Source organism: Peribacillus sp. B-H-3 (assembly GCF_048572925.1).
Lineage (GTDB): Bacteria > Bacillota > Bacilli > Bacillales > DSM-1321 > Peribacillus.
This window is the reverse complement of record NZ_CP183879.1, coordinates 3,856,449-3,878,152: the sequence shown is the minus strand read 5'-3', so window position 1 is coordinate 3,878,152 and position 21,704 is coordinate 3,856,449. Positions and strand designations below refer to the sequence as shown.

The following is a 21,704-nucleotide window of genomic DNA, read 5'->3' as shown; positions in this document are numbered from 1 at the left end:
AATGAATAGGAGGCTGCTTCGGCGGCTTTTTTTGCTAAAATCAAGATCTCAACATCGTAAGTTTTGCTGTAAAAGGCCATCTTAGATCAAGTATTTCCTGAATACAGATGTGTTTTTGGTGATTTGTATTCATTCGTCTCTTTGCTTACTTTAAAAGAGTGTCCAACGTCTAGGGACGTTTTAGAAACAGATGAGGAAACCCTAGCCAATACTATTAATGGACTCTGTAAAAGCCGTTCTAGCAGGGGGGCTCAAATACAAGCTAAAAAACTGGTAGCTGCGGCAGAACGGAATCCCTTTCAGAAACACCTTATTTGAAAGCGTTCTTACAATGTTGGAAATGTATATTAAAATGCTTGCTTTTAGAATATCAAAAACACCTATGAGATTAGAAGACGAGATAGTTGTTTTGGCATTATCCAATCAATCCCTGGTATCGGTGGAAAAATCGCGGCAACAATCATTTCTGAAATTGGAGAGATTGATCGGTTTAATCACCCGAAGCAACTAGTGGCTTTCGCCGGAATTGATCCTAGAATATTTGAATCCGCAGATTTAAAGGCACTGTAAACAGGATAACCAAAAGAGGATCGAGCAGGCTTTGACACGCCCTTTATATGGCTGTTCGCTGTGCCATTCGTGACTGTCGCAAAAAGAAAACAAACGACGAGGTTATCCCTCGCAATAAAAGACTACGTGAATTTTACGATAAGAAACGTGAAGAAGGAAAACCCTTTAAAGTAGCGGTTATAGCCTGTGCTAATAAACTTTTACAATGGGTTTATGCTCTTTTAAAAAGTAACTCAACTTTCAAAGATATAGCTTGAATCTTATGTCTAACTAAATAATGAAAAACCTTCCAAAACTATATGGTGGAAGGTTATTTGGTATGTCCTTTTTAGTATAACATTAGAGATTCCAAATTATTATTGAAAAATGTTGACAAACTATTAGCTGGTTTAGTTTAAGTACACTTCTTCACAATCTTGTAATTAGAATTAAAAAAGGGAGTAAAATAACCACCTCTCTAGTACAACAGCTATTAAAATATGACATTCATCTCACATTTCAGATTCTTGGGGAAGAAGAGAGGAGCAAGAAAAAGAAGTTTACTAAAAACCAAAATTTAGCATTTGTCTTTATATAAGAGTTCATATACAATATTAGAATAATAAAATATTTCCTCTTAACCGATTGAGTAAAGGTTGCAACTTTTATTAGTAAAACGCACGAGATAAGAGATATCATAGACTGCGTTTGAAAGGAAAAGTTGCCGAAATATGCTTTAACTCTCTTTTAAAGCATATTGGGGCTGTTATCGAATAGGTACAGCATTATCACGTTTCTTGACCAAGAAACGTGAGGAGCTTTCGGAAGGTTTGATTCGGAATATGCTTTTAGCCGTCGATCTTCTTCGACGGCTTTTTCTATTTTGTTTTCCTTCCTTATAGCTAATGCATTCTTAATAACTTATTTTCAAAAAGGAGAATCTAATTGATGAAAATTCTATTCAAAAATACAGAAGAGATTAAAGGTAAGATTGTAGGAGACTATGGTTGGATATATGAGATTGAGCTAGAGGCAGGAGGAGTAATAATAGTATCTAAAGCTGATATTACTATTGTAGAATCTGTGGCAGTATGAGTAGAGGCAAGATGTAAAGCAGTCTGAGGTTTCTCAGACTGTTTTTTGTGTTGTTGAGATTTGTACAATAACGAGATTATAGCCTATCAAATGACAAGAAATACAGAAACCATTTTTGTAATCAAACGCTAACTCAAGCCATACAAAAAGAAAAGGATGTGAAAAGTGTGATCCTCCAACTATTGCACCCGTTTGTTTAAGTACAAATCCTCACAAACTTCACAAGAATAGAGTTTCCATAGCAATTTGATGAAACTAAGTATTAAAAGTATTTGAACCTTCTTCAAAATAATTTGCTTTTGAAGATTGAACCGAAATGATAAAAAGAAACAAAGCGAAAATGGCACCAACAATCGAGAATACGATACAAATATTCTGAAGTGAGAAGAATTCTGCAAAAAAACCCAAAATAAGAGTGAAGCCAATTTGTATTATTCCTTGTGCCATATCGGTTATGCTTCCGAATCTCCCCATTATATCTATCGGTATGCTATTTTGAAAAAAAGTAGCGTATCCGGTATTGGCAAATGCTACGAAAAACCCTAAGAAAACAAATGCTGCAGTAGCTGTTAAAAAGTTGAATGACAGATAAAATAAAACATATCCTATCGAGGTCAAAAGCGTACCCACTCCTAAATATAAACGTAGTTTAAACTTTTTAGAAAGGAGGGAAGCTACAAACGCTCCAAGTAATGAACCGGCTCCTGTAAAACTCACAATGAGTCCATAATCTTTATCTGATAATGCTAAGCTTTGCTTGATATATGTAACTTCTTGTGAATCTAAAGCAAATCCTATTAACATTGCACCTTGAAACAATAAATACACGGTAATGAAAAATTTCAATTTCTTTACGGCATTTTTAACGGCGATAAAGTCGCCTAAAAATATTTTCCAGTGTAAAGGCTCTCGAATACTGTCAACAGCTTCATCTGTATCGGGAAGAAAATAGATAAACAATGCACAAATGAAGAACGAAATTGAATTAATGATAATACAAATTTGGGTTTCCACAGTCATAATTAAGAACCCTGCTACTGCCGGTCCAAGAAGGAATGCACCCGAGTTTGTCATACTCATTACTGAATTAAATCGTGTACGATTTTCGGTTGAAACCAATTTTGTAATGACAATAGATGAACTAGGTCCGAAAAACGAGCCTACCATATTAATAATAAGAAGTAATAAATAAACAATCCAAATAGAACCTATAAAGGGAATCACAAAAACTAATATTCCTCTAATGATATCAATTCCTATCATTAATTTTCTTTTATTCACCCGGTCTATAATGCTTCCAGCCCAAATATTTGTAATTAAAACAGCGATAGGCCGAATGATAAAAAGTCCAGCTACCGCAGCAGGAGACCCTGTTAATTGCAGGATTGAAATATTCAAAGCAATTAAATATATCCAGTTTCCTAAGTTTGAGATACCTATTCCTGTTATTAAGCACAATTGGTTCCTCCAGCGAATGTTAATCATCACCTTTAGCTATAGACTTTATCTCTTTTTATTTTATTCTGTACATTTTTTGGAAATCCCTTCTTTCACTAACCTGCCCCTTTAGTGACATAAGGTTAAACACCTTTATTATTTTTTAAATGACTTTTTTGTAAATTTAACAACTTTATTATCTCTACACAGATGACGAAAAAGATAAATTCATAAAGCTAATCGAAGAGGAGCATCACAAGTTCACCGCCGGGCGTTAAAGCTATATAAATAGGAAAAAAGAAATTAGAGAAAAATTCCCTCTTGCGTTAAAATTAAGAAGTTCAGCATAACAGCAACTTAGAAAAAAGAGGGGAAACATCATGAAAAAGAATTGGATGGCCGCACTAGGGCTAACTGCATCTATTGCTTTGTTCGGAGCAGGCTGCAGCGGAGCAGAAACACCAGCAAGCAAACCGGCACATACAGGGAAGCCAGCAGACAGCAGCACCCAAGTGACAGGGAATACTCAAAAGACGAAGGAAGAACCTGCACAATCTTCACCGAATACTGCACCTCCTGCAGGTGTGTTAAAGGTGTACTTTTTTGACGTAGGACAAGGTGACAGCACATTAATTCAGACGCCTAAGGGTGAAAATATATTAATAGATGGCGGAAACAATGATAAAGGGGACGATGTGGTCCGCTACCTGCACCAGCTGCATGTAAATGAACTGGATGATATGATTGCTACCCATCCGGATTCAGATCATATTGGCGGGCTGGACACTGTCCTGGATAACGTAAAAGTTAAAAACGTATACACTCCGCGTGTTACTCATGATACGAGAACATATGAAGACTTTTTATTAGCCGTAAAAAATCAGGGACTTAAACTGAAACAGGCAAAAGCGGGAGTCGACCTTGGTCTAAAAGGCGCAACTATGAAGCTTGTTGCACCGGTCAGGGATTATGGATCCGAGATGAACGACTGGTCAGCTGTTGCCAAATTGACGTACGGCAAAAAAGGAACCTTCCTGTTTACCGGGGATGCTCCATTCCGTTCAGAAGATGACATGATAGCGTCAAATCAGGATATTTCGGCACAAGTGCTGAAGGTCGGCCATCATGGTGCCAAAACGGCAACGGGCCAGGAATTTTTGAATGCGGTGAAGCCTAAATATGCCGTTATTTCAGTAGGCAAAGGCAATAGCTACGGACATCCGACTGAAGAAGTATTGAATCTGTTAAAAGCAAATGATATAAAAATCTTCCGTACGGATGAAAGCAAAACCATTTTAGCGACAACGGACGGAAATGAAATTCAGTTTAAATCGGTTTCAGCTTTAACGCCAAATCATTCGGGCAGCAGAACCGCAGCCATAGCACCGCCGCCAATTAAAAAACCAGCTATGCCGAAAACGGCTATTCCGCCAGTTACGAAACAAACACAGCCGCAAGCCGGCACAATAAAGGCAGCGCTTGATAACAAAACGCCGCAGCAATATCATGATGTCCATTTAATGGTCACAGGCATAACAGGAGCCAAGTATACCGCAACCTTTCATTATAAAAGCAAAGATACCGTCTATGAGGGGACAGTAGGAACTCCGCTCGAGGTAAGAATAAGCAGGGCTGCTGCAGGGTATGAAGTAAATATAGACGTTGAAGCTACATCCAATGGCAAAACCTATACCACTCAAACTTCATTTATCCCGCAATAAGGAGGCCTAGTAATGAAATATATTGTTGACCGTATCGAAGGCGAACTGGCAGTTTGTGAAAAAGAAGACAGATCCACAGAAGATATCCCGCTAAAAGAGCTACCTGCAGGTGTACAGGCGGGAGACGTAGTGATCATGGAGAACGGAAAAGCACGAATTGACAAATCCGGGAAGAAAGAGCGCAAAGCCTATATTGATTCATTAGCCAATGAGCTATTTGAATAGAGCCATGAGAAATCATTGTTCTTTTTTTGGCTCTGCTGATGGGGGAAGGCGGCCGCTTTTTTTCAGGATGAAATGGATTCTTCAAAAGGTATCATAGAGTCCTGCATAGCATGCACATAGGGGGACTATAGGAAATCCCCACATGGATAAGGCCCTGCAAACATGCAGGGCCTCAATAACTCAATCCTTTAGCTGCTGCTGCTGGCTAAGCCAGGAATCAACATGATCTAAATTAAAAACAATCATGTCGGACAGCGGTCTAAGATGCGGAATGCTTTTATTAAGTATAAGCTCAAGGATTTCTTCTTCAGTCAGCGGATAACTAACTGAATGAAGATATTTGATTAAGCTCTTGATGCCAATGGCTTTTCTCATTTAATCACCTCCCGCCAAGCCCTCTTTGCTGTGAAACAAAGAAACCTTAGTACAAGGTATTAAAGAGAAATGCTAACTTGCTTACTTAGTAAATACCCTATTTTTATAGAAATACACCTGGGTGTCTGCCCAGCACTCAACATCATGGATAAAAGATAAAAAAACAGGCGAAATGGTATTTCACCTGTTTTTCTTCATTAATTTGATATTAAGCTAAACTCATTGTTAAATTCCTTATTGAAAATCCCATTTTTTTGTAAAGTTCAATAGCCTGATTTTCTGAGAATACATTGAGACGTATTTCCCGGTTTCTCTCTTTTTTTAGACTGTCGATTCCGCTGCTCATTAGCTGCTTGGAAATTCCTTTGCCCCTGAATTCTTGTTTTACATAAAGTTCGTAGATAAAGCCAATTGCTTCATCCGTAAACGAGTCTTTACTTTGACCTAATAAAACCCACCCCATCAACTGATCCTCCTCGGAAGCTATTAAATAATAACAGCCCTTTTGCAACAGAGGTTGAACTAGCTGCTTGATTTTCTCATCATTCGGCATGACACTGCCTAATGTTCCTTCAAACATAGCTTGCGGTGAAAGTCTCATAATTTCTTCAAGCTCATTTTCGGATGGTTTTCTGATTTCCATAGTACTCATTCCCTTCGTTTGGTTCCAGCGTGTATACATTCTTTTCCTATCTCTAAAATAACACAGTTTTGTACCATTTTTACCCAAAAAAGCTGCTTCTTAATGGAAAAATGGCAATTCGCTCGAATGGTCCGTGTTTTGGTTCTAATGGAGGCAGATTTGGCTCTAATGAAGATGCATTTCGCTGTGATTTGGAATCGATTATCCAGTAAAATGGAAATCATTTTACAGTAACCATGTAAATGACACGCTTTTTCTTATCTCTAATTGGGCGAAAGGACATGAAGTATAATTAATAGGGCTCAAAACACGATGAATTGATGAAAACCCTCCCATCATATATTGTTAAATAAAAAAAGGAGGAATAACATGGCAAGAAAGCTGGATTTTCAAGAAGATCAATTGGTGATTCATTTTACGGGGATGACGAGTGTTGCCGCTTTGAAAAGTATACTGGAGGTTCCTTATACAGCCATTAAAAATGTGAGCGTTGGAAGCTTTGACATCCCTTTGCTGAACTTCCGGGTAGGCACTTCAGGCTTCGGGGTGCGGGAAGGAAGATTCCTTGTTGACGGAAAATGGTGCTTTGTTTCATATGAGAAAAACAGTAATTTGGTCATCATGGAACTGGATGATCAGGGATTTTCGAAGGTCATATTTGAGACCGATGGACCGGAGAATGTGAAGGACGAGATTTTATCGAAAGTAAAGCAATAACTGGAGAAAAGAGCTCTGCTATCAGCTTGACCATTGATTTAGTCGAAGCCTACGCAGATTACACCGAGAATGAAGTTGTGGAGTAATATTTAAACTGCATTCGTGAAGATAAAAAGTTTAAAGAAATGGGTATTAAAACAGAAGAAACTATGTGGAAGTTTTGTTGAACAAGTTGTAAATTTAACATTTTAAAGTAAGAGCATTTCTTTGTAATGAGAAATGCTTTTTATTTTTGTCGAAATTAAAGGGATATTTAAATAACAATAATAATATAATAAATAACAATATGGATTTATTGTAAAACGATAAATAATATGTTAAAATTCATATTGTCATTAAATAAGTGAGGTGCTTAATATGAATGTTAAACGAGGTTCAACCACTTTCTTAAAGGTAATTATTTTTCTGGCTGGAATTGCAGTGCTTGCTTTATGTATATTTTTAGTGCCCCATATGGCGAATTTCGCAGCAAAATTGTATCCAAATATTGTCCCAATGAAATATCTTGTTTTCATCGTGATGTATGGAGCGGCTGTGCCTTTTTACTTTGCTCTCTATCAGGCTTTCAATCTTTTACGGTACATTGACGAGAACACAGCGTTCTCGGAATTATCTGTAAAGGCATTACAGAACATAAAGTGCTGTGCGATTACAATCAGTGGTTTGTATGTATTAGGTTTGCCGCTCTTTCGTTTTATAGCGAAGAAAGTTGACCCTCCCATTGGATTAATGGGACTCATCATCATTTTTGCTTCGTTGGTTATCGCCGTTTTTGCTGCTATCCTCCAACGGCTTTTACAAGAAGCGATTAACATAAAATCAGAAAATGATTTGACGGTCTGAGGTGGATGATATGGCAATTATTATTAATATTGATGTGATGTTAGCAAAACGAAAAATGAGCGTAACGGAGCTTTCGGAGAGCGTTGGAATTACTATGGCGAATCTTTCCATTCTGAAAAATGGGAAAGCAAAAGCGGTTCGTTTTTCAACATTAGAAGCGATATGTAAGACTTTGGATTGTCAGCCAGGTGATATATTGGAGTATAAAAGCGACGAAGACACTAAATAAAAACAGACAACAAATTTGTTTTACTAACAGGAGTCGATAGAGAATTAAAGGGATAGCTTAATTGCTATCCCTTCGCGTTTATTGATGTGATTTGCAATGTTTCCACCTCGAAAGGGTACCCGTTAGAATTTTGTCCAAGCTCCTTTTGTCGTTAATTATATTGCCAAAATGTCTGTTGATTCGTTACTCATTTTTGTTATTTCTATTGATATTTCATTGCTGAATTCAGTGCTACTTTAGTTCCTTTTTATAACTTTTGTCCCCCGAAGTTGAACCCTTTACTTTCAGCATGAAGCTCTTTTTTTGTACAATAAAATCATATAATTTCCTGTATCATTCCTAGCATGTGATATGCTTGGTCTTACAAAAAAAGGAAAACACCCTCTTTGGATAGAAGTACTTTTTATCAGAGGAGTGTGATTTCATTGAAAAGGGAAGTATTGAGGGTCATGTCGCTGCCAGGATATGAAGCTGAAATTGGCCGGTGGCTATGGTGCCTGGAGGATGTCCGTTATACTCTTTTGAAGGAAATAGACGGAATCAGCCAGCGTATGCTTGACGGGAAGGTTGATGAAAGGCAGAGTATTGGCTCGCTGCTTTATCATATTGCGCTGGTGGAGGCGGATTGGCTGTATACAGAAGTACTGGAGTCTGAGTGGGATCCAGAGATTCAGTCGTTATTTCCTTTTGAGTTCAGTACGGAGGATGGCAGACTGACACATGTCGAAGGACAAAGCTTGGGAGAACATATTGGACGCCTTAACATGGTGCGTGAAGTGTTTCTTTCGCATTTTCGCCCGATGGATTTGGCGGACTGGCAGAGAGCGAGGGTGCTGGAGCGTTATGATGTGACACCTGAATGGGTTGTGTACCATTTGATTGAACATGAATCGCATCATAGAGGACAGATTGTTCACCTGCTAAGAAAACTGCAGAGTGGTCAAAGTTAGCAGTAATGCTTTACCTGGAGGGGAAAAGGTGAAGATTAAAGTGCTTATTGCAGATGATAACTCTTTTATCCGGGAGGGCCTGAAAATTATTCTGCAGACATATGAAGAATTAGTTGTTCTGGATACTGTGAACAACGGACAGGAAGCATTTGAATATTGCCGTGATAATCAGGTGGATGTCATCTTGCTTGATGTACGCATGCCTGTAATGAACGGGGTGGAGGCAGCAAAGCTGATCGCTGGATAGACCCAAATAAATATTTTTCATTTAATTGGATAATCGAACACGAATACCTTTTCATTCGAGCCAGATCGTTAATGATTCAAGCGAATTGCAAAGTTTCTTAAGATGCCGGTAGAATTGATGCAGGGAATTCCATAGTAACCAGGGAATGTAAAAGTAACGGCATGAAGGAGGAGAGGTATGGAACACGAATTAAAAGAGGTTATCAAAATATGTGATACCGCCATCAAGAAGGAAGATTTCGATACGCTGATGAACTACTATAGTGATGACGCTATTTTGGTTGTAAAGCCCGGCCGCATAGCGCGGGGCAAAGAGGAAATCAAACAAGCCTTCATTAGCATCGCCGCCTATTTTAAGAACAGCTTGGTGCCGGCACAAGGCGAAATGGTCATTTTGAAAGCAGGCGATACTGCACTGGTTCTATCCCAGACGCTGCTTCAGGCCGATAAAGAGGAAACCGAATTTTCCATGGATAGAAGAGCTACATATGTGTTTAAAAGAAATGCACAAGGAGCTTGGCTTTGCGTGATAGACAACTCCTATGGCACAGATCTCATCGATAGCCCGGCACTTTAGCTTTTAAACAAAAGTTGATTTCCAATGAGTTTCGAGAAGGGAATTTTTTACTTTATGTCGAAAGTAATCTTTATCCGGAAAAAGGGGTGTAGAGAGTTATGAGAGGACTTTCCATTCAAAGTATGGTAGAAGATTTAAAGAGTAAACTCACTGAGGGCAGCATGCTGAGCAGCAATTTGAGCGGGAAATGCAAATGTGTGTTTAAGGAGCCAGGGGATGCTGAAGCTTTAGACATGGTCATTGCCGAAACTGGCTGGCATATACCGGAGGATTTTAAACATTTTCTGCTGATGCATAATGGTGCAGACTTTTTTACAAATGAATATGGACCTGCTTTTCAGATATTTTCCATAGAAGAATTGCGGTTCAACTTTGAATTGATGGTGCTTACTTTAACCCATGTTTCTCTGTCTGCTGCTGAATATCTCCGGAATCATTGCTTTCCGATTGGCTATTTAACAGACGTTGGCCCGATTGTGATGGATTACAGCAAGCTCGGGAATCAGGGAAGCGAGCATATTCTTATTTTAGGCGCAGAAATCAAGGACTTGAATTGCGATTTTAAAACCTGGCTCGATCGGATGATACGTGTACAGGGCGACATGTATTGGGAATGGAATGCCGAAACGGTTCTATTAGACTGACTGTATGGTTTTCTTCAAAATAAATAAGATTATGAGACCGGGGCAATTTTTTGTTTTGGTCTTTTTTTTTGCGGTGAAATTGAGGACTTGCATGATTCCGCTTGAAGCTGCACGATTCCGTTACAAGTTGCATGATTTTCTTGGAAACTTGCATGATTTTGTCCAAAACTTGCACGATTCCTGAACTGATTTCATGCGAAGCTGTATATGCAGCGCTTTAAAGGAACTTCTCTCAAACTCTATCAAAAAAAGCTGTTCGGATATAGTTTCCAAACAGCTTTTCCTATTTAGTTCAGTTCTAATTGTGTTTTCATTTCTTTTTGGATGCGCTGCTTTTCATCGTCTGCTACGAGTCCGTAGTAGATTTTGTTAATCATGGTGCCGGTTTCTTTGATGCTCATTTGCTGGATGTTGCTGCCGGCTGCTTTGTAGTTTTTCTGGATATCGATCATTTCCTTGAATGTTAGATTGGTTTGGACGTTTGTACTCAAGGCTTTGAAGATATCTCCGTAGTTGGCAAGGGTTGATACGCTTGCACCTTCATTGATGACCTGCTGGATGATTTCACGCTGTCTCAGCTGGCGGCCGAAGTCTCCGCGCGGATCTTCGTGCCTCATCCGCGAGAATTTTAATGCTCTTTCTCCGTTCAAAGTAACATTACCTTTAGGGAAGTGGGTGCCATCAGAAGTGAAATCCAGATCATTGTAAACCGTGATTCCGCCAACGGCATCGACGATATCCTTAAAGCCTTCCATATTGATTTTCATATAATAATCCACCGGGATATCAAGAAATTTTTCGACTGTTTCCATCGACATTTTCACTCCGCCAAAAGCGTAGGCATGATTGATTTTGTCTACGGTGTTATGGCCGACAATTTCTGTTCGGGTATCACGCGGAATGCTGAGCATTTTAACGGAATTATTGTTCGGATTGACGGTCAGTACAATCATGGTGTCAGAGCGGCCGTGATCTCCTTTGCGCTCATCCACGCCAAGCATAAGGACGGAGAATGGATCTTTCTTCGCCAGTGCTACCGGTTTAGAGCGTTTTTCGGATTTATCCCGGTCAATGGGTCTGTGCATCGTATCGACGGCAGCAGTTAAAGAGTGATAAACAGAGTATGCGTAAGCGCCAGCGGCTAAAACAAGTAATAGGACAATGATGCCAAGTACTTTTGGCCATTTCCTTTTCTTTCTTCTTCTTTTTTCTTTGCTCATGATCGTTTCCCTTCTTGTTTCATATCAATCTGTATCTAGATAATTATAGGATAGCGCAGAGCAGTTGAATAGAATTTTTTATCGAAAATTGTATTTTTTTACAAAGAACGCTTTTTTTTGAAAAATGGGTTTGACACTTCTGTTTGTCCCAGTGTACTATTTAACTAGAACACTAATATAACAAAAAAATACAGTGGAGGTGCTGATACGTATGTTTGCGTTTAAAGGATTGCTGAAAAAGGAGTGGCTCATTGGAAAAAAGATGCTGTATGTGCTGCTGTTTCTGCAGGCTGCCTTTTTTGTGATAGGATATGCCTCGTCCTGGTATTTCCGCAGCTCAAGCGTGTTTACCCTGATGATGTTTGTCATGATTTTATTTCATATGGGAGGAATACCGGCATTTTTGTGCTATTTGCTGTCGGCTGACGGGAAATCGCAGCTATGGCTGCATAATCCGAATTCCTCGTGGCTTTTGCTTGGCGCTAAGCTTATCATGAGCCTGGTTTTTCATTTCCTGTCCATCCTAGCCGCCTGTTTTCTTGCATATGTGGTCCTGCATTTTAGTGAAGATATTTTCAGAGGTGCAGCGAAAGTCATCGATGAGCCTGCACTTGGCGATTTGCTGGCGCTCGCAGTCACCGTTACGGCCTCAAGCTTATTTATAGGAAGCATCGTCCTCTTGCTGTGGACTCTTTATCATTCACTTGCAAGGGTCAGGCTCGTGAGAAAGGTCCGCTGGCTTGCTGCATTTCTGGGTTTTGCTGCAATTACTGTTTTATGGAACTGGATGACAACATTTGCTTTTTATAAAAAAATGGAGAGCATCGGAAGTTTTCATTTCCATACGGCAGGCAAGTTTGAAATTACCGCCCATTCTGTAAGCTTTTCAGCAGCCGAAAACAGTTCTTCCATTATGATTCTCGCTTTAAGGGTCATCTTCTTCGTTTTTGCTTTTTGGCTATCAGCACGGCTTTTTGACCGAAAGATTGAGGTGTAAAACATGACAGAGGAATTTCATTCTTCAAAGCCCATATATCTGCAGGTGGCAGACAGGATTTATTCCTCGATTGTACGGGGCGAGATTTCACATGGAGATAAGCTTCCGTCTGTGAGGGAAATGGCTGTGAATATGGGTGTGAATCCGAATACAATACAGCGGACATACGCTGAGATTGAGAGGGAAGGCATTGTGGAAACGAAGAGGGGCCAGGGGACATTTGTCAAAGATGATCCGGGAATCGTCTCTTCCCTGCAAAACCGCATGAAAAAAGAGCAGATTGAAGCGTTTGTGGGGAACATGAGGGAGCTTGGGCTGACGGCGGACGAAATGGTTGAAGGTGTGCAGCGTTACTTCATGGAAAAAGGAGGCCATGCAGAATGAGTGTCAGCTTAAATAACGTAATCAAGTATTACGGGGGGACATATGCATTAAAGGATGTTTCGCTTTCCTTTGAAAAAGGAAAGATATACGGCTTGCTTGGTTCCAACGGCAGCGGAAAATCAACACTGTTAAAATTGATTTCCGGTTTGGCAAGACCCTCAGATGGTGAAATCAGGGTCGACGGGGAGAAGCCTCGCAGGAGGATCGCCTCAAAGGTGGCCTATTTACCGGAAATTGATATTGTATATGGGCAGTTTACCGTAGCAGAGCTGATTGATTTCCATACCTCCCAATTTCCGGATTTCCATAGACAGAAGGCAGATGAAATGCTAGAATTTATGGGAATTGCTTCCATGTCGCGCGTCGCTTCCCTGTCAAAGGGTAATCGTGGAAGGGTTAAGCTGGTTTTGGCCCTGTCCCGTACGGCACCGGTCATACTGCTGGATGAGCCTTTTTCTGGACTGGATCCCATGGTCCGGGATTCATTGGTCGCAAGCATGCTTTCATTTATCGATTTTGAGCAGCAGACAGTCATTATCGCTACACATGAAATTGACGAAATTGAAACCATCCTCGATGAAGTGATTTTGATTGATGCAGGACATATTATTGCCAAAGAAGAAGTAGAAAGCATCAGGGAGCTTCATGGTAAATCTGTGCTAGGATGGATGAAGAGTTGTTTTGAAAGCAAAAAGGAGAGTGTTTGAGTGGAAACCGTTGTTTCATTAACCAATGTAACGAAGAAAATTAAAAACAAAACCATCATTGACGACATCAGCTTTGAAGTATATGCAGGAGAAGTATTCGGGTTTCTCGGTCCTAACGGCGCCGGAAAGACGACTACAATAAGGATGCTTGTAGGCCTTATGCAGATTACCTCGGGAGATATCTATATTTCCGGGCACAGTGTAAAGACGAATTTTGAAGATGCCGTCAAGAATGTAGGCGCCATCGTCGAAAATCCGGAAATGTATAAATTCATGTCAGGCTATGATAATCTGAAGCATTATGCCAGGATGAATAAAAGCATTACTAAGGAAAGAATAGACGAGGTGGCAGAGCTTGTCGGGCTGAAGGACCGCTTAAAGGAAAAGGTAAAAACCTACTCCCTTGGGATGAGGCAGAGACTTGGCCTTGCTCAAGCCCTGCTGCATCGCCCAAAGGTATTGATTCTGGATGAGCCGACAAACGGCCTTGACCCGGCAGGAATCCGCGAAATGAGAGATTATATGAAAAAGCTCGCCCGCGAGGAGAATATCGCAATCATTGTGTCGAGCCATCTTCTTTCTGAAATGGAAATGATGTGCGACAGAATCGGCATCATCCAGAAAGGGAAAATGGTCGATGTGCAAAATGTCCGCGAAATTATGAAGGAAGAAAAACGCACCTATCATATCCGCGTGAAGCCTCTGCAAAAGGCACAAGACGTTCTGCGCGAGTCATACCCTGAAGCGGATATTACAGTATCTGGCAATAATCTGGAAATTGATGCCGTCCAGATCCCCGTCCCGCAGGCTATTAAAAAATTAGTAGAAAACGAGTGTGAAATTTTTGAGGCTTCTCCTGTACATGTTTCACTGGAAGATAAATTCCTCGAAATCACCGGTGAAGGAGGAGTCGCATAATGGGTTTGATTGTAAACGAATGGGTGAAAATTTTCAAAAGAAAAGCAACATTAATCATGCTGGGTCTGCTCGTGCTGATGGTACTTGGAGGGGCTATCACTCTTAATATCATCAACAAGCATGATGATGCAAAGCTGAATCCTAATTGGAAAACAGAGCTTAAGGCAGAAAACAAGCAGACAGAGAATGATATGAAACATGTTCCCGGTGATACAGGCAAGAACTATATGAAACAAAGCATTGCTGAAAATAACTACCGCATTGAACATAATCTTCCGAAAGATAACCATTATACGGCTTGGAGTTTTATGGATGATATGCGGAACGTCATCCCTCTCGTTGCACTCTTTACTATTATCATAGCAGCTGGCATCGTGGCAAATGAATTCAGCTGGGGTACCATTAAACTGCTCATGATCCGTCCGATCAGCCGTGTAAAAATCCTATTGAGCAAGTATGTGACGGTCATCGGCTATGCACTTTTAAATCTTGTTGTCCTGTTTGTGCTAAGCCTCATTTTTGGCGCCATTTTCTTCGGGTTTGGAGAAACGTCTCCATATCTGGCTTATAGTGACGGCCACATTGTCGAAAGAAACCAGGTTTTGCATCTGATTGGGTCTTATGGGATTTCTTCTGTATCGATGCTGATGTACACCACAATGGCATTCATGATTTCAGCAGCATTCCGCAATAGCTCGCTCGCAATCGGAGTATCCATTTTCCTGCTTTTATCAGGAGCATCCATTACAAACCTGCTTGCCATAAAATTCGATTGGGCAAAATACCTGCTGTTTGCAAACGTGGATTTAACTCCATACTTTGACGGCAATGCTATGATCGATGGTATGACTCTATCATTCTCGCTCGTCATGCTGCTCATTTATTTTATTATCTTCCATGTTGTCGCCTTCCTTGCATTTGTGAAGAGAGATATCGCGGCATAAAATGAAAGCTTCAGATCTCGCCCATGTTTGGGCTGGATCTGAAGCTTTTTTTTTGTTAGATATATTTTTGGTAGAGAAACGCGCCATTTTACAGAGAAACATAACTTGTATTTTCCAGATAACTGGAAAATTGATACCGATTCCCGTTTGATTAGAGAAATTCTCTATGATTAGAGCCAATTCAGGCCTGATTAGAGCCTAATCCAGTTTTATTCGCTCTAATTACATCCTGCGGTTTACCATGTCGTTCTGAAATATCGTTTTCTTCAAGTAGCTGTTTTTCAAAAGTACTTTTAATAGAATAAAAGCAATGATGGCGCCAGTGAAGGAGCTGAGTATGAACGCAGGCAGAAATCCTAATAGAGCAATTTTTTTGCCGAGAAACAAAAGGGCGATCGGGTAGCAGCAGAGAGCCCCGATGACACCGGTGCCTATGACCTCCCCGAGGCAGGCAAAAGCAACAGCCTTCGTTTTTTTATACAAAATGGAGGCAAGAAGGGCGCCAATCATGCTGCCCGGAAAAGCAAAAATCGAACCTGTTCCTGTCAGGTTGCGCAGCAGGGAAACGGTAAATGCCCCGGCAACCGCATAAGCTGGCCCCAGCATGACGGCAGTGAGAACATTGGCCAGATGCTGAATCGGGAAAATTCGTGCTGCACCGGCAGGGATATAAATGAATGAGCTGCTGGCCGCCGTTAATGCTGTAATCATGGCTGTAAGTGTAATCTTTTTAATATTGTTCAATGAAATCCTCTCCCTTTAAATATTTGTCTAGCAAGTTTCAGCAGGGCACTGAGAGGAGACATGATATTAAAACAAGTAAAAAACCCCGCTTTGAAAAAAGCAGGGTACGATTCATCCTTAAATCGGCAATCCGCTTTCCTCCGCCGGCATGACCCGGTTCAGGTTCAAAGGGTTTAGAACAGTGTTCAATCTCAGCCGAAAAGGCTCCCCTAGCATAAACTTGCTATCCAATTATTAGCATCATATCATGCGAGAGGATAAATGGGAACATTTCAGCAAGGCTTATACCTTGAAAAAAAGCATCCTAGAAAAGGATGCTTTTTTATAAAATTTTTAAGAATACCTTGTATTATTAGGTAATATATTTTATAAATAATTAAGGAGGTGGAAAAGTTTGGAGATTAATAGAGAGGTTTTAAAAGGTCATATTGATACATTAATTTTATCGTTATTACATAACAGGGATATGTACGGATATGAAGTAGCAAAATTAGTTCGTGAAAAAAGTGAGGAACAGTTTGAACTTAAAGAAGCTACACTGTATTTGTCATTAAAGCGATTAGAAAATAACAAATGGATTTCTTCTTACTGGGGCGATGAACAAGGACCGGGCGGAAGAAGAAAATATTATAAACTTACACCATTAGGTGAAGAAGGATTTAAAGAAAAGCGTAAGGAATGGCAATTTGTAAAAAAAATTATTGATACCTTTATTGAAGGGGGAGAATAGCCTTGAAACAGATAGATAAATATGTAAATTCAATCTATAAAGATGTTACTGGTGATAAACAAGATATCGAAGGTTTAAAGCAAGAAATGCGTTCACATTTATTAGAAGCTGTTGAAGAGTTAAAAGCAGAAGGACAAACTGAAGAAGATGCAATCCGTATAGCAATTGAAAATTTCGGAGGTAAAAACCAAATTGTAAAAGGGTTATCCGAGTTTTTCAAAGTTCAAAAGAAATTTACTAATTATGTTTTATCATTTGCACTTATCTTTTTAGTGTTGGGTATTTTCTTTCTCACTACTCCATTCTCAGGAGTAAAGGAACATAACGAAGATATAAAAAATATTAAAGTGGTTAATCAAGAAAAAGAAACGATCATGAATGATGTATTCGATGTATTGGATACTTCAAATAAAGTGACCGAAAAAGAAAAGGAACAGTTACTAAATGTTTTTAAAAAGCACCAAGATAAGCTGAATTTATTAGCCGTCTTTCCTGCCTCTGATTTAGGAAGTTGGTTAAAAGATAATGAAGAAGTGAAAGAAGGACCTGACTCACACTTCCCAATCGAATATTCAAAAGCTGCTATTGTAATTGGAAATGATAATGTTGTTAAAAATAAAGAACAAATTGTGCCGAGCGAGTATGATTTAGGATCAGTTATCGAGGCGAGTGGACAATGGATTGTTCAATATGAATATAAAAAATCTTATGAAAAGACGATTGAAAAGTATCATCAATTAAAATATTATGGACCTAGCATTTGGACTTTTTACCAGCTGCCAATTTTATTCTTTTCTTTATTTATCGTTCTTGGTGTGGTTTCGTTGAGCTTGAGGAAACAAAATAGACAGTTAAAAGATGTAATGAATTAAGCAAAGATTTATACATTCGAAAACTAAAAATAGCAGCTGATCAATTCAGCTGCTATTTCTTGTGATATTTTAATCAAAAAAGACGGCCATTCATATTTCTATTAAAGGATTTCCGCTGCTAATGCTATAGAACGATCTTGGAGCTGAGCGGAACGCAGGCTATACGACATTACTTTCTTTTTGTACTGTTTGACTACATCCACATGGTCACTGTAGCTGTACAAAAACAGCTTTACATCTTTTTTGCCTTGTTTGGTGTCAATGACTAATGGAGTTCCGCCGTTTTCCGGATGCAAAAACATTTGTTCATTTCCTGGAAAGATATAATATTGTTCTAAAAATATACCTTTGTTAAAAGTATCAATGATTTGATTTGCCTCTTCATCTTCAATGCGTTTACCTTCATAGGTCACGACAGTATTTTCAGCATTAAGCTTTGCATGCATTTCATACTTGCCTATAATCCATTTCACTGAATCGGAAGGAAGACAGGAAATCAATATTTTTAATAGTCCAAAGAGAATGGTCAGAACCAAAGCAAGTCCAGTCATACTTTATCATCTCCGTAATGTTTTAAATTGATATATACATCATGTCCTATTTATAATATGCCTACCATTTTTGTAATACAATAAAATGTGAAATTTGTCACAAAAAGTTCATGAAGGCAAATTGGAAGAGGCTGAAGGAAAGGGCTGAATAGGTTACAGAGATTAGAAGTAACTTGTTAAAAAAAGGAATTATTATTGTGAGAAAAGAATAGTATATGTACACCATTATTAGCTGACTAATTTTCAGAGGGAAGTGTGAGTGTGGGGATATTCGATTTTTTATTTAACAAGGTACTCGTTTATACAGCAGTAGGCGATGAGCAATACTTCAAAACAGCTCAGAGTTTTCAAAGCGAAGGCTTGCGCTACAAAGTTAAAAGCAATTCAGGCAATCGCCCTGCACTGGGCCAGCATTATATAAATGACACAAGCACTACAGCCATATATGATTTTTATGTAAATAAAGAAGATCAGCACAAGGCGCATAACATACTGTCAAAAATTAGATCTTCGTGACACGATGCTTTAGAGGGTGATTATTTGAAATGTAGCGGGCAGCCGGATTAGATGATGCAACATTCGTTAGTTGAAGAAAGAGCGGGCTGTGGCAGCCATTTTTAATTAATAGAGTTCTATTAAGGGGAAGAGAATGATGAAGAAAGCATTATTAATTATTGATGTACAAAATGGAATGTTTACTGAAGGTAATGAAGTATATAGAAGTGTTAATCTACTTGAAAACTTAAACGAATTAATAAATCAAGCGCGTTCTGCACATACATCTATTTTTTATATCCAACACAATGGACCTGTTGGACATCCTTTGGAATATGGAACAAATGGATGGGAAATTCATCCTAAGATTTCTCCGCAAAATCGAGATGTTATTATACAAAAAACAACTCCGGATTCGTTTTTTAACACCACTTTAGAAAAGGAATTAAAAATACATGGAATAGAGCATTTAATTATAACGGGCATTCAAACAGAGGCGTGTGTTGATACAACATGCAGGAGGGCGTTTAGTGCTGGATTTCAAGTCACTTTAGCTTCTGATACACATAGTACATGGAGTTCGGATGAAATTACCGCTCAACAAATTATTAACCATCACAATTCCGTATTACGCTGGTTTGCAACTGTTATTCCTAGCACTGAGATTATATTTAATACATAACTGAATCCGAAAAAGAGCTTTATCTATTTGGTGCGTTTGTTAAAGAAGTAGTGCAACTGTGTTTACAGTTTTGAAAATGATAATGAAGTATTCCAGATAAAAATTTCTCCTTTCTATCAGGAGTTTACCCTCAGAGTAAAAGATAAGAAATCGTGGGAATTGGTGTGGAAATCGCTCTGGCTAATTATCGATGCGTTCCCGATGTGGTTTTCCGTTCAGATGGGTGGCGTGAGATTGTATAAATCTATATATCCCCATATTGTCAATCCAATATGTTATAATATTTACAAACCTTTGGAACTTTAAACCTTTTTATATTACCTGTACCATCTCCCTGCTCGAAACATGAGCAGGGTTTTTTAATAGGCGTTATCAGGAGAATATAAAAAAACAAGCTCTTTAACAAAGAACTTGTTTGTGTCATTCATATGGAATTAAGCTTTTTGAACGTTAGTCGCTTGTGGTCCGCGTTGACCTTGCTCAACGTCAAAAGTAACTTTTTGACCTTCGTCTAAAGATTTGAATCCTTCAGATTGAATAGCAGAGAAATGTACGAATACGTCGTCTCCATCTTCGCGTTCGATGAATCCGAAGCCTTTGTCTGCGTTAAACCATTTTACTGTACCTTGTTCCATTTATATTGCCTCCTAGTGCGTTAAAACACAATAAATTAATATTCTTGCCCACGAGAAGAAAAGTCCACATTCATACTATTTCATTACACCGAACAAAAATATTTCTTTTTATCATAACAGCTTATTGAAGATATTGCAAATTTGCAGCTTGAATAAAAATTAGTACATGACATTTATCATGTACTAGACATGACATCTGGTACTAATAATGTCCTTATCCTTCCTTTATAATAGGAAGTACAGTAAAGCGAAAATAAAAGGAAGTGCATTTGAACAATGACCTTACAAAATACAAAAAACTTGAAAAAACAAATTGCACCATTTGAACAATCGACGACGAAGGAAAGTATATGGCAGATTATTAATACGCTCGGGCCATTTATTATCTTATGGTACCTGGCATATATGAGCCTGTCCGTTTCTTATTGGTTAACATTAGTTCCAGCTATAATAGCTGCTGGATTCTTGACTCGTATTTTCATTATTTTTCATGATTGTACGCATCATTCCTTTTTTAAAAACCGCCGTGTCAATAGGATAGTGGGTACAGTAATGGGTGTTCTAACTTTATTCCCGTTTGATCAATGGGGACATGAGCATTCTGTTCATCACGCTACAAGCGGTAATTTAGATAAGCGGGGAACAGGAGATATTTGGACTCTTACAGTGGATGAATATCTGGCAGCACCGCTTAAAATTCGTTTAGCCTATCGTTTTTATCGCAATCCATTGGTTATGTTTGGAATAGGTCCAATATATGTTTTCCTTCTTAAAAATAGATTTAACAGAAAAGGTGCTAGAAAGAAGGAAAAAATGAATACCTATTTGACGAATGTACTAATTGTTGTTTTAGCAGGAGTACTTTGCTTGGCAGTTGGCTGGCAATCATTCCTTTTAGTACAAGGTTCCATATTCTTAATATCAGGTTCAGTGGGTATCTGGCTGTTTTACGTACAGCATACTTTTGAGGATTCTTATTTTGAAGAAAATAAAGACTGGGAATATGTATTAGCTGCAGTGGAAGGAAGTTCTTTTTATAAGCTTCCAAAATTGATGCAATTCCTTACTGGTAATATCGGATACCATCATGTTCATCATTTAAGTCCAAGGGTCCCTAACTATAAATTAGAAGAGGCACACAATAATACGCTTCCTTTAAAGAACGTACCGACAATTACTCTTGCTACAAGCTTGCGGTCGATCCGTTTCCGTCTATGGGATGAGAAAAACAAGAATTTCATCGGCTTTAAAGAAGTAAAATATTTAACGAAAAAAAGTGTTACTGTTCAAGTAAAACCTGAAGTATAATGGGCCAGACTCCCCTTAATCATTCGTATTTAGGGGAGTCTTTTTAATAGGCTGTTTTCGTAAACTTTGTTGCTATGGAACAAGGTGGCTGATTTCCGTTCCAGGATGCTCGCTTTCCACGCAAGCGGTGAGCCTCCTCAGCTGCGCCGGAGGGGACTCACCTGTCCCGCAAATCTAAGCAGGAGTCTCGCACCTTACTCTCCAATCACCCTGATATAAAAATGGGATCGCCTCACAGAACTCATTAAATAACACAATCTATAATA

26 protein-coding genes, 2 pseudogenes and 2 riboswitches are annotated in these 21,704 nt (G+C 39.0%); of the genes and pseudogenes, 21 read left to right on the top strand and 7 right to left on the bottom strand.

Going from position 1 to position 21,704, the window contains the following annotated elements:
• Positions 1–72 precede the first annotated feature (72 nt).
• Together ACN6MY_RS19400 and ACN6MY_RS19395 are read left to right on the top strand one after the other, a co-directional pair.
• Positions 73–827: pseudogene (locus ACN6MY_RS19400) on the top strand (transposase); the annotation flags it as partial.
• 366 nt (positions 828–1,193) lie between these two features.
• Positions 1,194–1,378: riboswitch (Lysine riboswitch) on the top strand.
• A 119-nt stretch (positions 1,379–1,497) separates the two neighbouring features.
• Positions 1,498–1,644 (top strand): hypothetical protein, encoded by a 147-nt coding sequence (locus ACN6MY_RS19395; protein WP_177201283.1) that lies wholly within the window; start codon positions 1,498–1,500, stop codon positions 1,642–1,644.
• 255 nt (positions 1,645–1,899) lie between these two features.
• Here ACN6MY_RS19395 and ACN6MY_RS19390 read toward each other — a convergent pair whose 3' ends face one another.
• A complete protein-coding gene (locus tag ACN6MY_RS19390; RefSeq protein ID WP_419881637.1) occupies positions 1,900–3,129 on the bottom strand; it encodes an MFS transporter in 1,230 nt (409 codons plus the stop codon).
• Between the two features lie 332 nt (positions 3,130–3,461).
• On the opposite strand from ACN6MY_RS19390, the gene ACN6MY_RS19385 reads away from it, so the two are divergent.
• Both ACN6MY_RS19385 and ACN6MY_RS19380 read left to right on the top strand, forming a co-directional pair.
• Positions 3,462–4,802, top strand: coding sequence for a ComEC/Rec2 family competence protein (locus ACN6MY_RS19385; RefSeq protein ID WP_419881636.1), 1,341 nt, complete (start codon positions 3,462–3,464; stop codon positions 4,800–4,802).
• A gap of 12 nt (positions 4,803–4,814) precedes the next feature.
• Positions 4,815–5,027 (top strand): DUF3006 domain-containing protein, encoded by a 213-nt coding sequence (locus ACN6MY_RS19380; protein WP_419881635.1) that lies wholly within the window; start codon positions 4,815–4,817, stop codon positions 5,025–5,027.
• 180 nt (positions 5,028–5,207) lie between these two features.
• On the opposite strand, the gene ACN6MY_RS19375 is transcribed toward ACN6MY_RS19380, so the two are convergent.
• Positions 5,208–5,402 carry a hypothetical protein gene (locus ACN6MY_RS19375; protein ID WP_419881634.1) on the bottom strand — a complete coding sequence of 65 codons (195 nt, stop codon included), beginning with the start codon at positions 5,400–5,402 and terminating at the stop codon, positions 5,208–5,210.
• A 208-nt stretch (positions 5,403–5,610) separates the two neighbouring features.
• A complete protein-coding gene (locus ACN6MY_RS19370) occupies positions 5,611–6,045 on the bottom strand; it encodes an N-acetyltransferase family protein (RefSeq protein WP_419881633.1) in 435 nt (144 codons plus the stop codon).
• A 369-nt stretch (positions 6,046–6,414) separates the two neighbouring features.
• Between ACN6MY_RS19370 and ACN6MY_RS19365 the strand changes: the two genes are divergently transcribed.
• The 7 genes and pseudogenes from ACN6MY_RS19365 to ACN6MY_RS19335 all read left to right on the top strand — a co-directional run bounded on the left by ACN6MY_RS19365 (position 6,415) and on the right by ACN6MY_RS19335 (position 10,251).
• Positions 6,415–6,762 (top strand): hypothetical protein, encoded by a 348-nt coding sequence (locus ACN6MY_RS19365; protein WP_419881632.1) that lies wholly within the window; start codon positions 6,415–6,417, stop codon positions 6,760–6,762.
• A 357-nt stretch (positions 6,763–7,119) separates the two neighbouring features.
• Positions 7,120–7,605 (top strand): DUF2975 domain-containing protein, encoded by a 486-nt coding sequence (locus tag ACN6MY_RS19360; RefSeq protein WP_419881631.1) that lies wholly within the window; start codon positions 7,120–7,122, stop codon positions 7,603–7,605.
• Positions 7,606–7,615: 10 nt separating this feature from the next.
• Positions 7,616–7,834: a helix-turn-helix domain-containing protein gene (locus ACN6MY_RS19355; RefSeq protein ID WP_419881630.1), complete on the top strand. Its 219-nt coding sequence runs from the start codon at positions 7,616–7,618 to the stop codon at positions 7,832–7,834.
• A 425-nt stretch (positions 7,835–8,259) separates the two neighbouring features.
• Positions 8,260–8,784 (top strand): DinB family protein, encoded by a 525-nt coding sequence (locus ACN6MY_RS19350; protein ID WP_419881629.1) that lies wholly within the window; start codon positions 8,260–8,262, stop codon positions 8,782–8,784.
• 28 nt (positions 8,785–8,812) lie between these two features.
• Positions 8,813–9,022 (top strand): annotated as a pseudogene (locus ACN6MY_RS19345) (response regulator transcription factor); the annotation flags it as partial.
• 186 nt (positions 9,023–9,208) lie between these two features.
• The gene (locus tag ACN6MY_RS19340; RefSeq protein ID WP_419881628.1) at positions 9,209–9,607 is read left to right on the top strand and encodes a YybH family protein; all 399 of its coding nucleotides are present in this window, start codon (positions 9,209–9,211) and stop codon (positions 9,605–9,607) included.
• 98 nt (positions 9,608–9,705) lie between these two features.
• Positions 9,706–10,251: an SMI1/KNR4 family protein gene (locus ACN6MY_RS19335; RefSeq protein ID WP_419881627.1), complete on the top strand. Its 546-nt coding sequence runs from the start codon at positions 9,706–9,708 to the stop codon at positions 10,249–10,251.
• A 287-nt stretch (positions 10,252–10,538) separates the two neighbouring features.
• On the opposite strand, the gene ACN6MY_RS19330 is transcribed toward ACN6MY_RS19335, so the two are convergent.
• Positions 10,539–11,471, bottom strand: coding sequence for a LytR family transcriptional regulator (locus ACN6MY_RS19330; RefSeq protein ID WP_419881626.1), 933 nt, complete (start codon positions 11,469–11,471; stop codon positions 10,539–10,541).
• Between the two features lie 211 nt (positions 11,472–11,682).
• Here ACN6MY_RS19330 and ACN6MY_RS19325 point away from each other — a divergent pair, with 211 nt between their 5' ends.
• From ACN6MY_RS19325 to ACN6MY_RS19305, 5 genes are read left to right on the top strand one after another with little or no spacing between them, the layout of a single operon-like run.
• A complete protein-coding gene (locus ACN6MY_RS19325; protein ID WP_419881625.1) occupies positions 11,683–12,468 on the top strand; it encodes a hypothetical protein in 786 nt (261 codons plus the stop codon).
• A gap of 3 nt (positions 12,469–12,471) precedes the next feature.
• Positions 12,472–12,852, top strand: coding sequence for a GntR family transcriptional regulator (locus ACN6MY_RS19320; RefSeq protein WP_419881624.1), 381 nt, complete (start codon positions 12,472–12,474; stop codon positions 12,850–12,852).
• Positions 12,849–13,559 carry an ABC transporter ATP-binding protein gene (locus ACN6MY_RS19315; protein WP_419881623.1) on the top strand — a complete coding sequence of 237 codons (711 nt, stop codon included), beginning with the start codon at positions 12,849–12,851 and terminating at the stop codon, positions 13,557–13,559. Before ACN6MY_RS19320 ends, ACN6MY_RS19315 begins: the two co-directional genes overlap by 4 nt.
• Positions 13,560–14,477 (top strand): ABC transporter ATP-binding protein, encoded by a 918-nt coding sequence (locus ACN6MY_RS19310; protein WP_419881622.1) that lies wholly within the window; start codon positions 13,560–13,562, stop codon positions 14,475–14,477.
• Complete coding sequence (locus tag ACN6MY_RS19305; RefSeq protein ID WP_419884229.1) at positions 14,474–15,421, top strand: ABC transporter permease; 948 nt, start codon at positions 14,474–14,476, stop codon at positions 15,419–15,421. The genes ACN6MY_RS19310 and ACN6MY_RS19305 overlap by 4 nt, the downstream gene beginning before the upstream one ends.
• Positions 15,422–15,643: 222 nt before the next feature.
• Here the strand turns inward: ACN6MY_RS19305 and thiW are convergent, their stop codons facing one another.
• The gene (gene thiW, locus ACN6MY_RS19300) at positions 15,644–16,132 is read right to left on the bottom strand and encodes an energy coupling factor transporter S component ThiW (protein ID WP_419884228.1); all 489 of its coding nucleotides are present in this window, start codon (positions 16,130–16,132) and stop codon (positions 15,644–15,646) included.
• A 151-nt stretch (positions 16,133–16,283) separates the two neighbouring features.
• Positions 16,284–16,386: riboswitch (TPP riboswitch) on the bottom strand.
• A 173-nt stretch (positions 16,387–16,559) separates the two neighbouring features.
• Here thiW and ACN6MY_RS19295 point away from each other — a divergent pair.
• Together ACN6MY_RS19295 and ACN6MY_RS19290 are read left to right on the top strand one after the other, a co-directional pair.
• A complete protein-coding gene (locus tag ACN6MY_RS19295) occupies positions 16,560–16,895 on the top strand; it encodes a PadR family transcriptional regulator (protein ID WP_419881621.1) in 336 nt (111 codons plus the stop codon).
• A gap of 2 nt (positions 16,896–16,897) precedes the next feature.
• Positions 16,898–17,767: a permease prefix domain 1-containing protein gene (locus ACN6MY_RS19290; RefSeq protein ID WP_419881620.1), complete on the top strand. Its 870-nt coding sequence runs from the start codon at positions 16,898–16,900 to the stop codon at positions 17,765–17,767.
• A gap of 101 nt (positions 17,768–17,868) precedes the next feature.
• On the opposite strand, the gene ACN6MY_RS19285 is transcribed toward ACN6MY_RS19290, so the two are convergent.
• On the bottom strand, positions 17,869–18,318 hold the full coding sequence (locus tag ACN6MY_RS19285; protein WP_419881619.1) for a YfmQ family protein: 450 nt from the start codon (positions 18,316–18,318) through the stop codon (positions 17,869–17,871).
• Between the two features lie 261 nt (positions 18,319–18,579).
• On the opposite strand from ACN6MY_RS19285, the gene ACN6MY_RS19280 reads away from it, so the two are divergent.
• Together ACN6MY_RS19280 and ACN6MY_RS19275 are read left to right on the top strand one after the other, a co-directional pair.
• Positions 18,580–18,834, top strand: a complete 255-nt coding sequence (locus ACN6MY_RS19280; RefSeq protein ID WP_419881618.1) for a hypothetical protein — start codon at positions 18,580–18,582, stop codon at positions 18,832–18,834.
• 136 nt (positions 18,835–18,970) lie between these two features.
• Positions 18,971–19,495, top strand: a complete 525-nt coding sequence (locus ACN6MY_RS19275) for a cysteine hydrolase family protein (protein WP_419884227.1) — start codon at positions 18,971–18,973, stop codon at positions 19,493–19,495.
• Between the two features lie 434 nt (positions 19,496–19,929).
• Here the strand turns inward: ACN6MY_RS19275 and ACN6MY_RS19270 are convergent, their stop codons facing one another.
• Positions 19,930–20,130 (bottom strand): cold-shock protein, encoded by a 201-nt coding sequence (locus tag ACN6MY_RS19270; protein WP_090991097.1) that lies wholly within the window; start codon positions 20,128–20,130, stop codon positions 19,930–19,932.
• A 276-nt stretch (positions 20,131–20,406) separates the two neighbouring features.
• On the opposite strand from ACN6MY_RS19270, the gene ACN6MY_RS19265 reads away from it, so the two are divergent.
• Complete coding sequence (locus ACN6MY_RS19265) at positions 20,407–21,438, top strand: fatty acid desaturase (RefSeq protein WP_419881617.1); 1,032 nt, start codon at positions 20,407–20,409, stop codon at positions 21,436–21,438.
• Positions 21,439–21,704 lie beyond the last annotated feature (266 nt).

What these genes read in the sequence shown, in the direction of transcription:
- ACN6MY_RS19340 (WP_419881628.1), top strand. Translation starts at nt 9,209, where the DNA reads ATGGAACACGAATTAAAAGAGGTTATCAAAATATGTGATACCGCCATC.
- ACN6MY_RS19355 (WP_419881630.1), top strand. Translation starts at nt 7,616, where the DNA reads ATGGCAATTATTATTAATATTGATGTGATGTTAGCAAAACGAAAAATG.
- ACN6MY_RS19285 (WP_419881619.1), bottom strand. Translation starts at nt 18,318, where the DNA reads ATGACTGGACTTGCTTTGGTTCTGACCATTCTCTTTGGACTATTAAAA.
- ACN6MY_RS19330 (WP_419881626.1), bottom strand. Translation starts at nt 11,471, where the DNA reads ATGAGCAAAGAAAAAAGAAGAAGAAAGAAAAGGAAATGGCCAAAAGTA.
- ACN6MY_RS19385 (WP_419881636.1), top strand. Translation starts at nt 3,462, where the DNA reads ATGAAAAAGAATTGGATGGCCGCACTAGGGCTAACTGCATCTATTGCT.
- ACN6MY_RS19325 (WP_419881625.1), top strand. Translation starts at nt 11,683, where the DNA reads ATGTTTGCGTTTAAAGGATTGCTGAAAAAGGAGTGGCTCATTGGAAAA.
- thiW (WP_419884228.1), bottom strand. Translation starts at nt 16,132, where the DNA reads ATGATTACAGCATTAACGGCGGCCAGCAGCTCATTCATTTATATCCCT.
- ACN6MY_RS19370 (WP_419881633.1), bottom strand. Translation starts at nt 6,045, where the DNA reads ATGGAAATCAGAAAACCATCCGAAAATGAGCTTGAAGAAATTATGAGA.
- ACN6MY_RS19360 (WP_419881631.1), top strand. Translation starts at nt 7,120, where the DNA reads ATGAATGTTAAACGAGGTTCAACCACTTTCTTAAAGGTAATTATTTTT.
- ACN6MY_RS19320 (WP_419881624.1), top strand. Translation starts at nt 12,472, where the DNA reads ATGACAGAGGAATTTCATTCTTCAAAGCCCATATATCTGCAGGTGGCA.
- ACN6MY_RS19270 (WP_090991097.1), bottom strand. Translation starts at nt 20,130, where the DNA reads ATGGAACAAGGTACAGTAAAATGGTTTAACGCAGACAAAGGCTTCGGA.
- ACN6MY_RS19395 (WP_177201283.1), top strand. Translation starts at nt 1,498, where the DNA reads ATGAAAATTCTATTCAAAAATACAGAAGAGATTAAAGGTAAGATTGTA.
- ACN6MY_RS19375 (WP_419881634.1), bottom strand. Translation starts at nt 5,402, where the DNA reads ATGAGAAAAGCCATTGGCATCAAGAGCTTAATCAAATATCTTCATTCA.
- ACN6MY_RS19275 (WP_419884227.1), top strand. Translation starts at nt 18,971, where the DNA reads ATGAAGAAAGCATTATTAATTATTGATGTACAAAATGGAATGTTTACT.
- ACN6MY_RS19335 (WP_419881627.1), top strand. Translation starts at nt 9,706, where the DNA reads ATGAGAGGACTTTCCATTCAAAGTATGGTAGAAGATTTAAAGAGTAAA.
- ACN6MY_RS19265 (WP_419881617.1), top strand. Translation starts at nt 20,407, where the DNA reads ATGACCTTACAAAATACAAAAAACTTGAAAAAACAAATTGCACCATTT.
- ACN6MY_RS19365 (WP_419881632.1), top strand. Translation starts at nt 6,415, where the DNA reads ATGGCAAGAAAGCTGGATTTTCAAGAAGATCAATTGGTGATTCATTTT.
- ACN6MY_RS19380 (WP_419881635.1), top strand. Translation starts at nt 4,815, where the DNA reads ATGAAATATATTGTTGACCGTATCGAAGGCGAACTGGCAGTTTGTGAA.
- ACN6MY_RS19315 (WP_419881623.1), top strand. Translation starts at nt 12,849, where the DNA reads ATGAGTGTCAGCTTAAATAACGTAATCAAGTATTACGGGGGGACATAT.
- ACN6MY_RS19390 (WP_419881637.1), bottom strand. Translation starts at nt 3,129, where the DNA reads ATGATTAACATTCGCTGGAGGAACCAATTGTGCTTAATAACAGGAATA.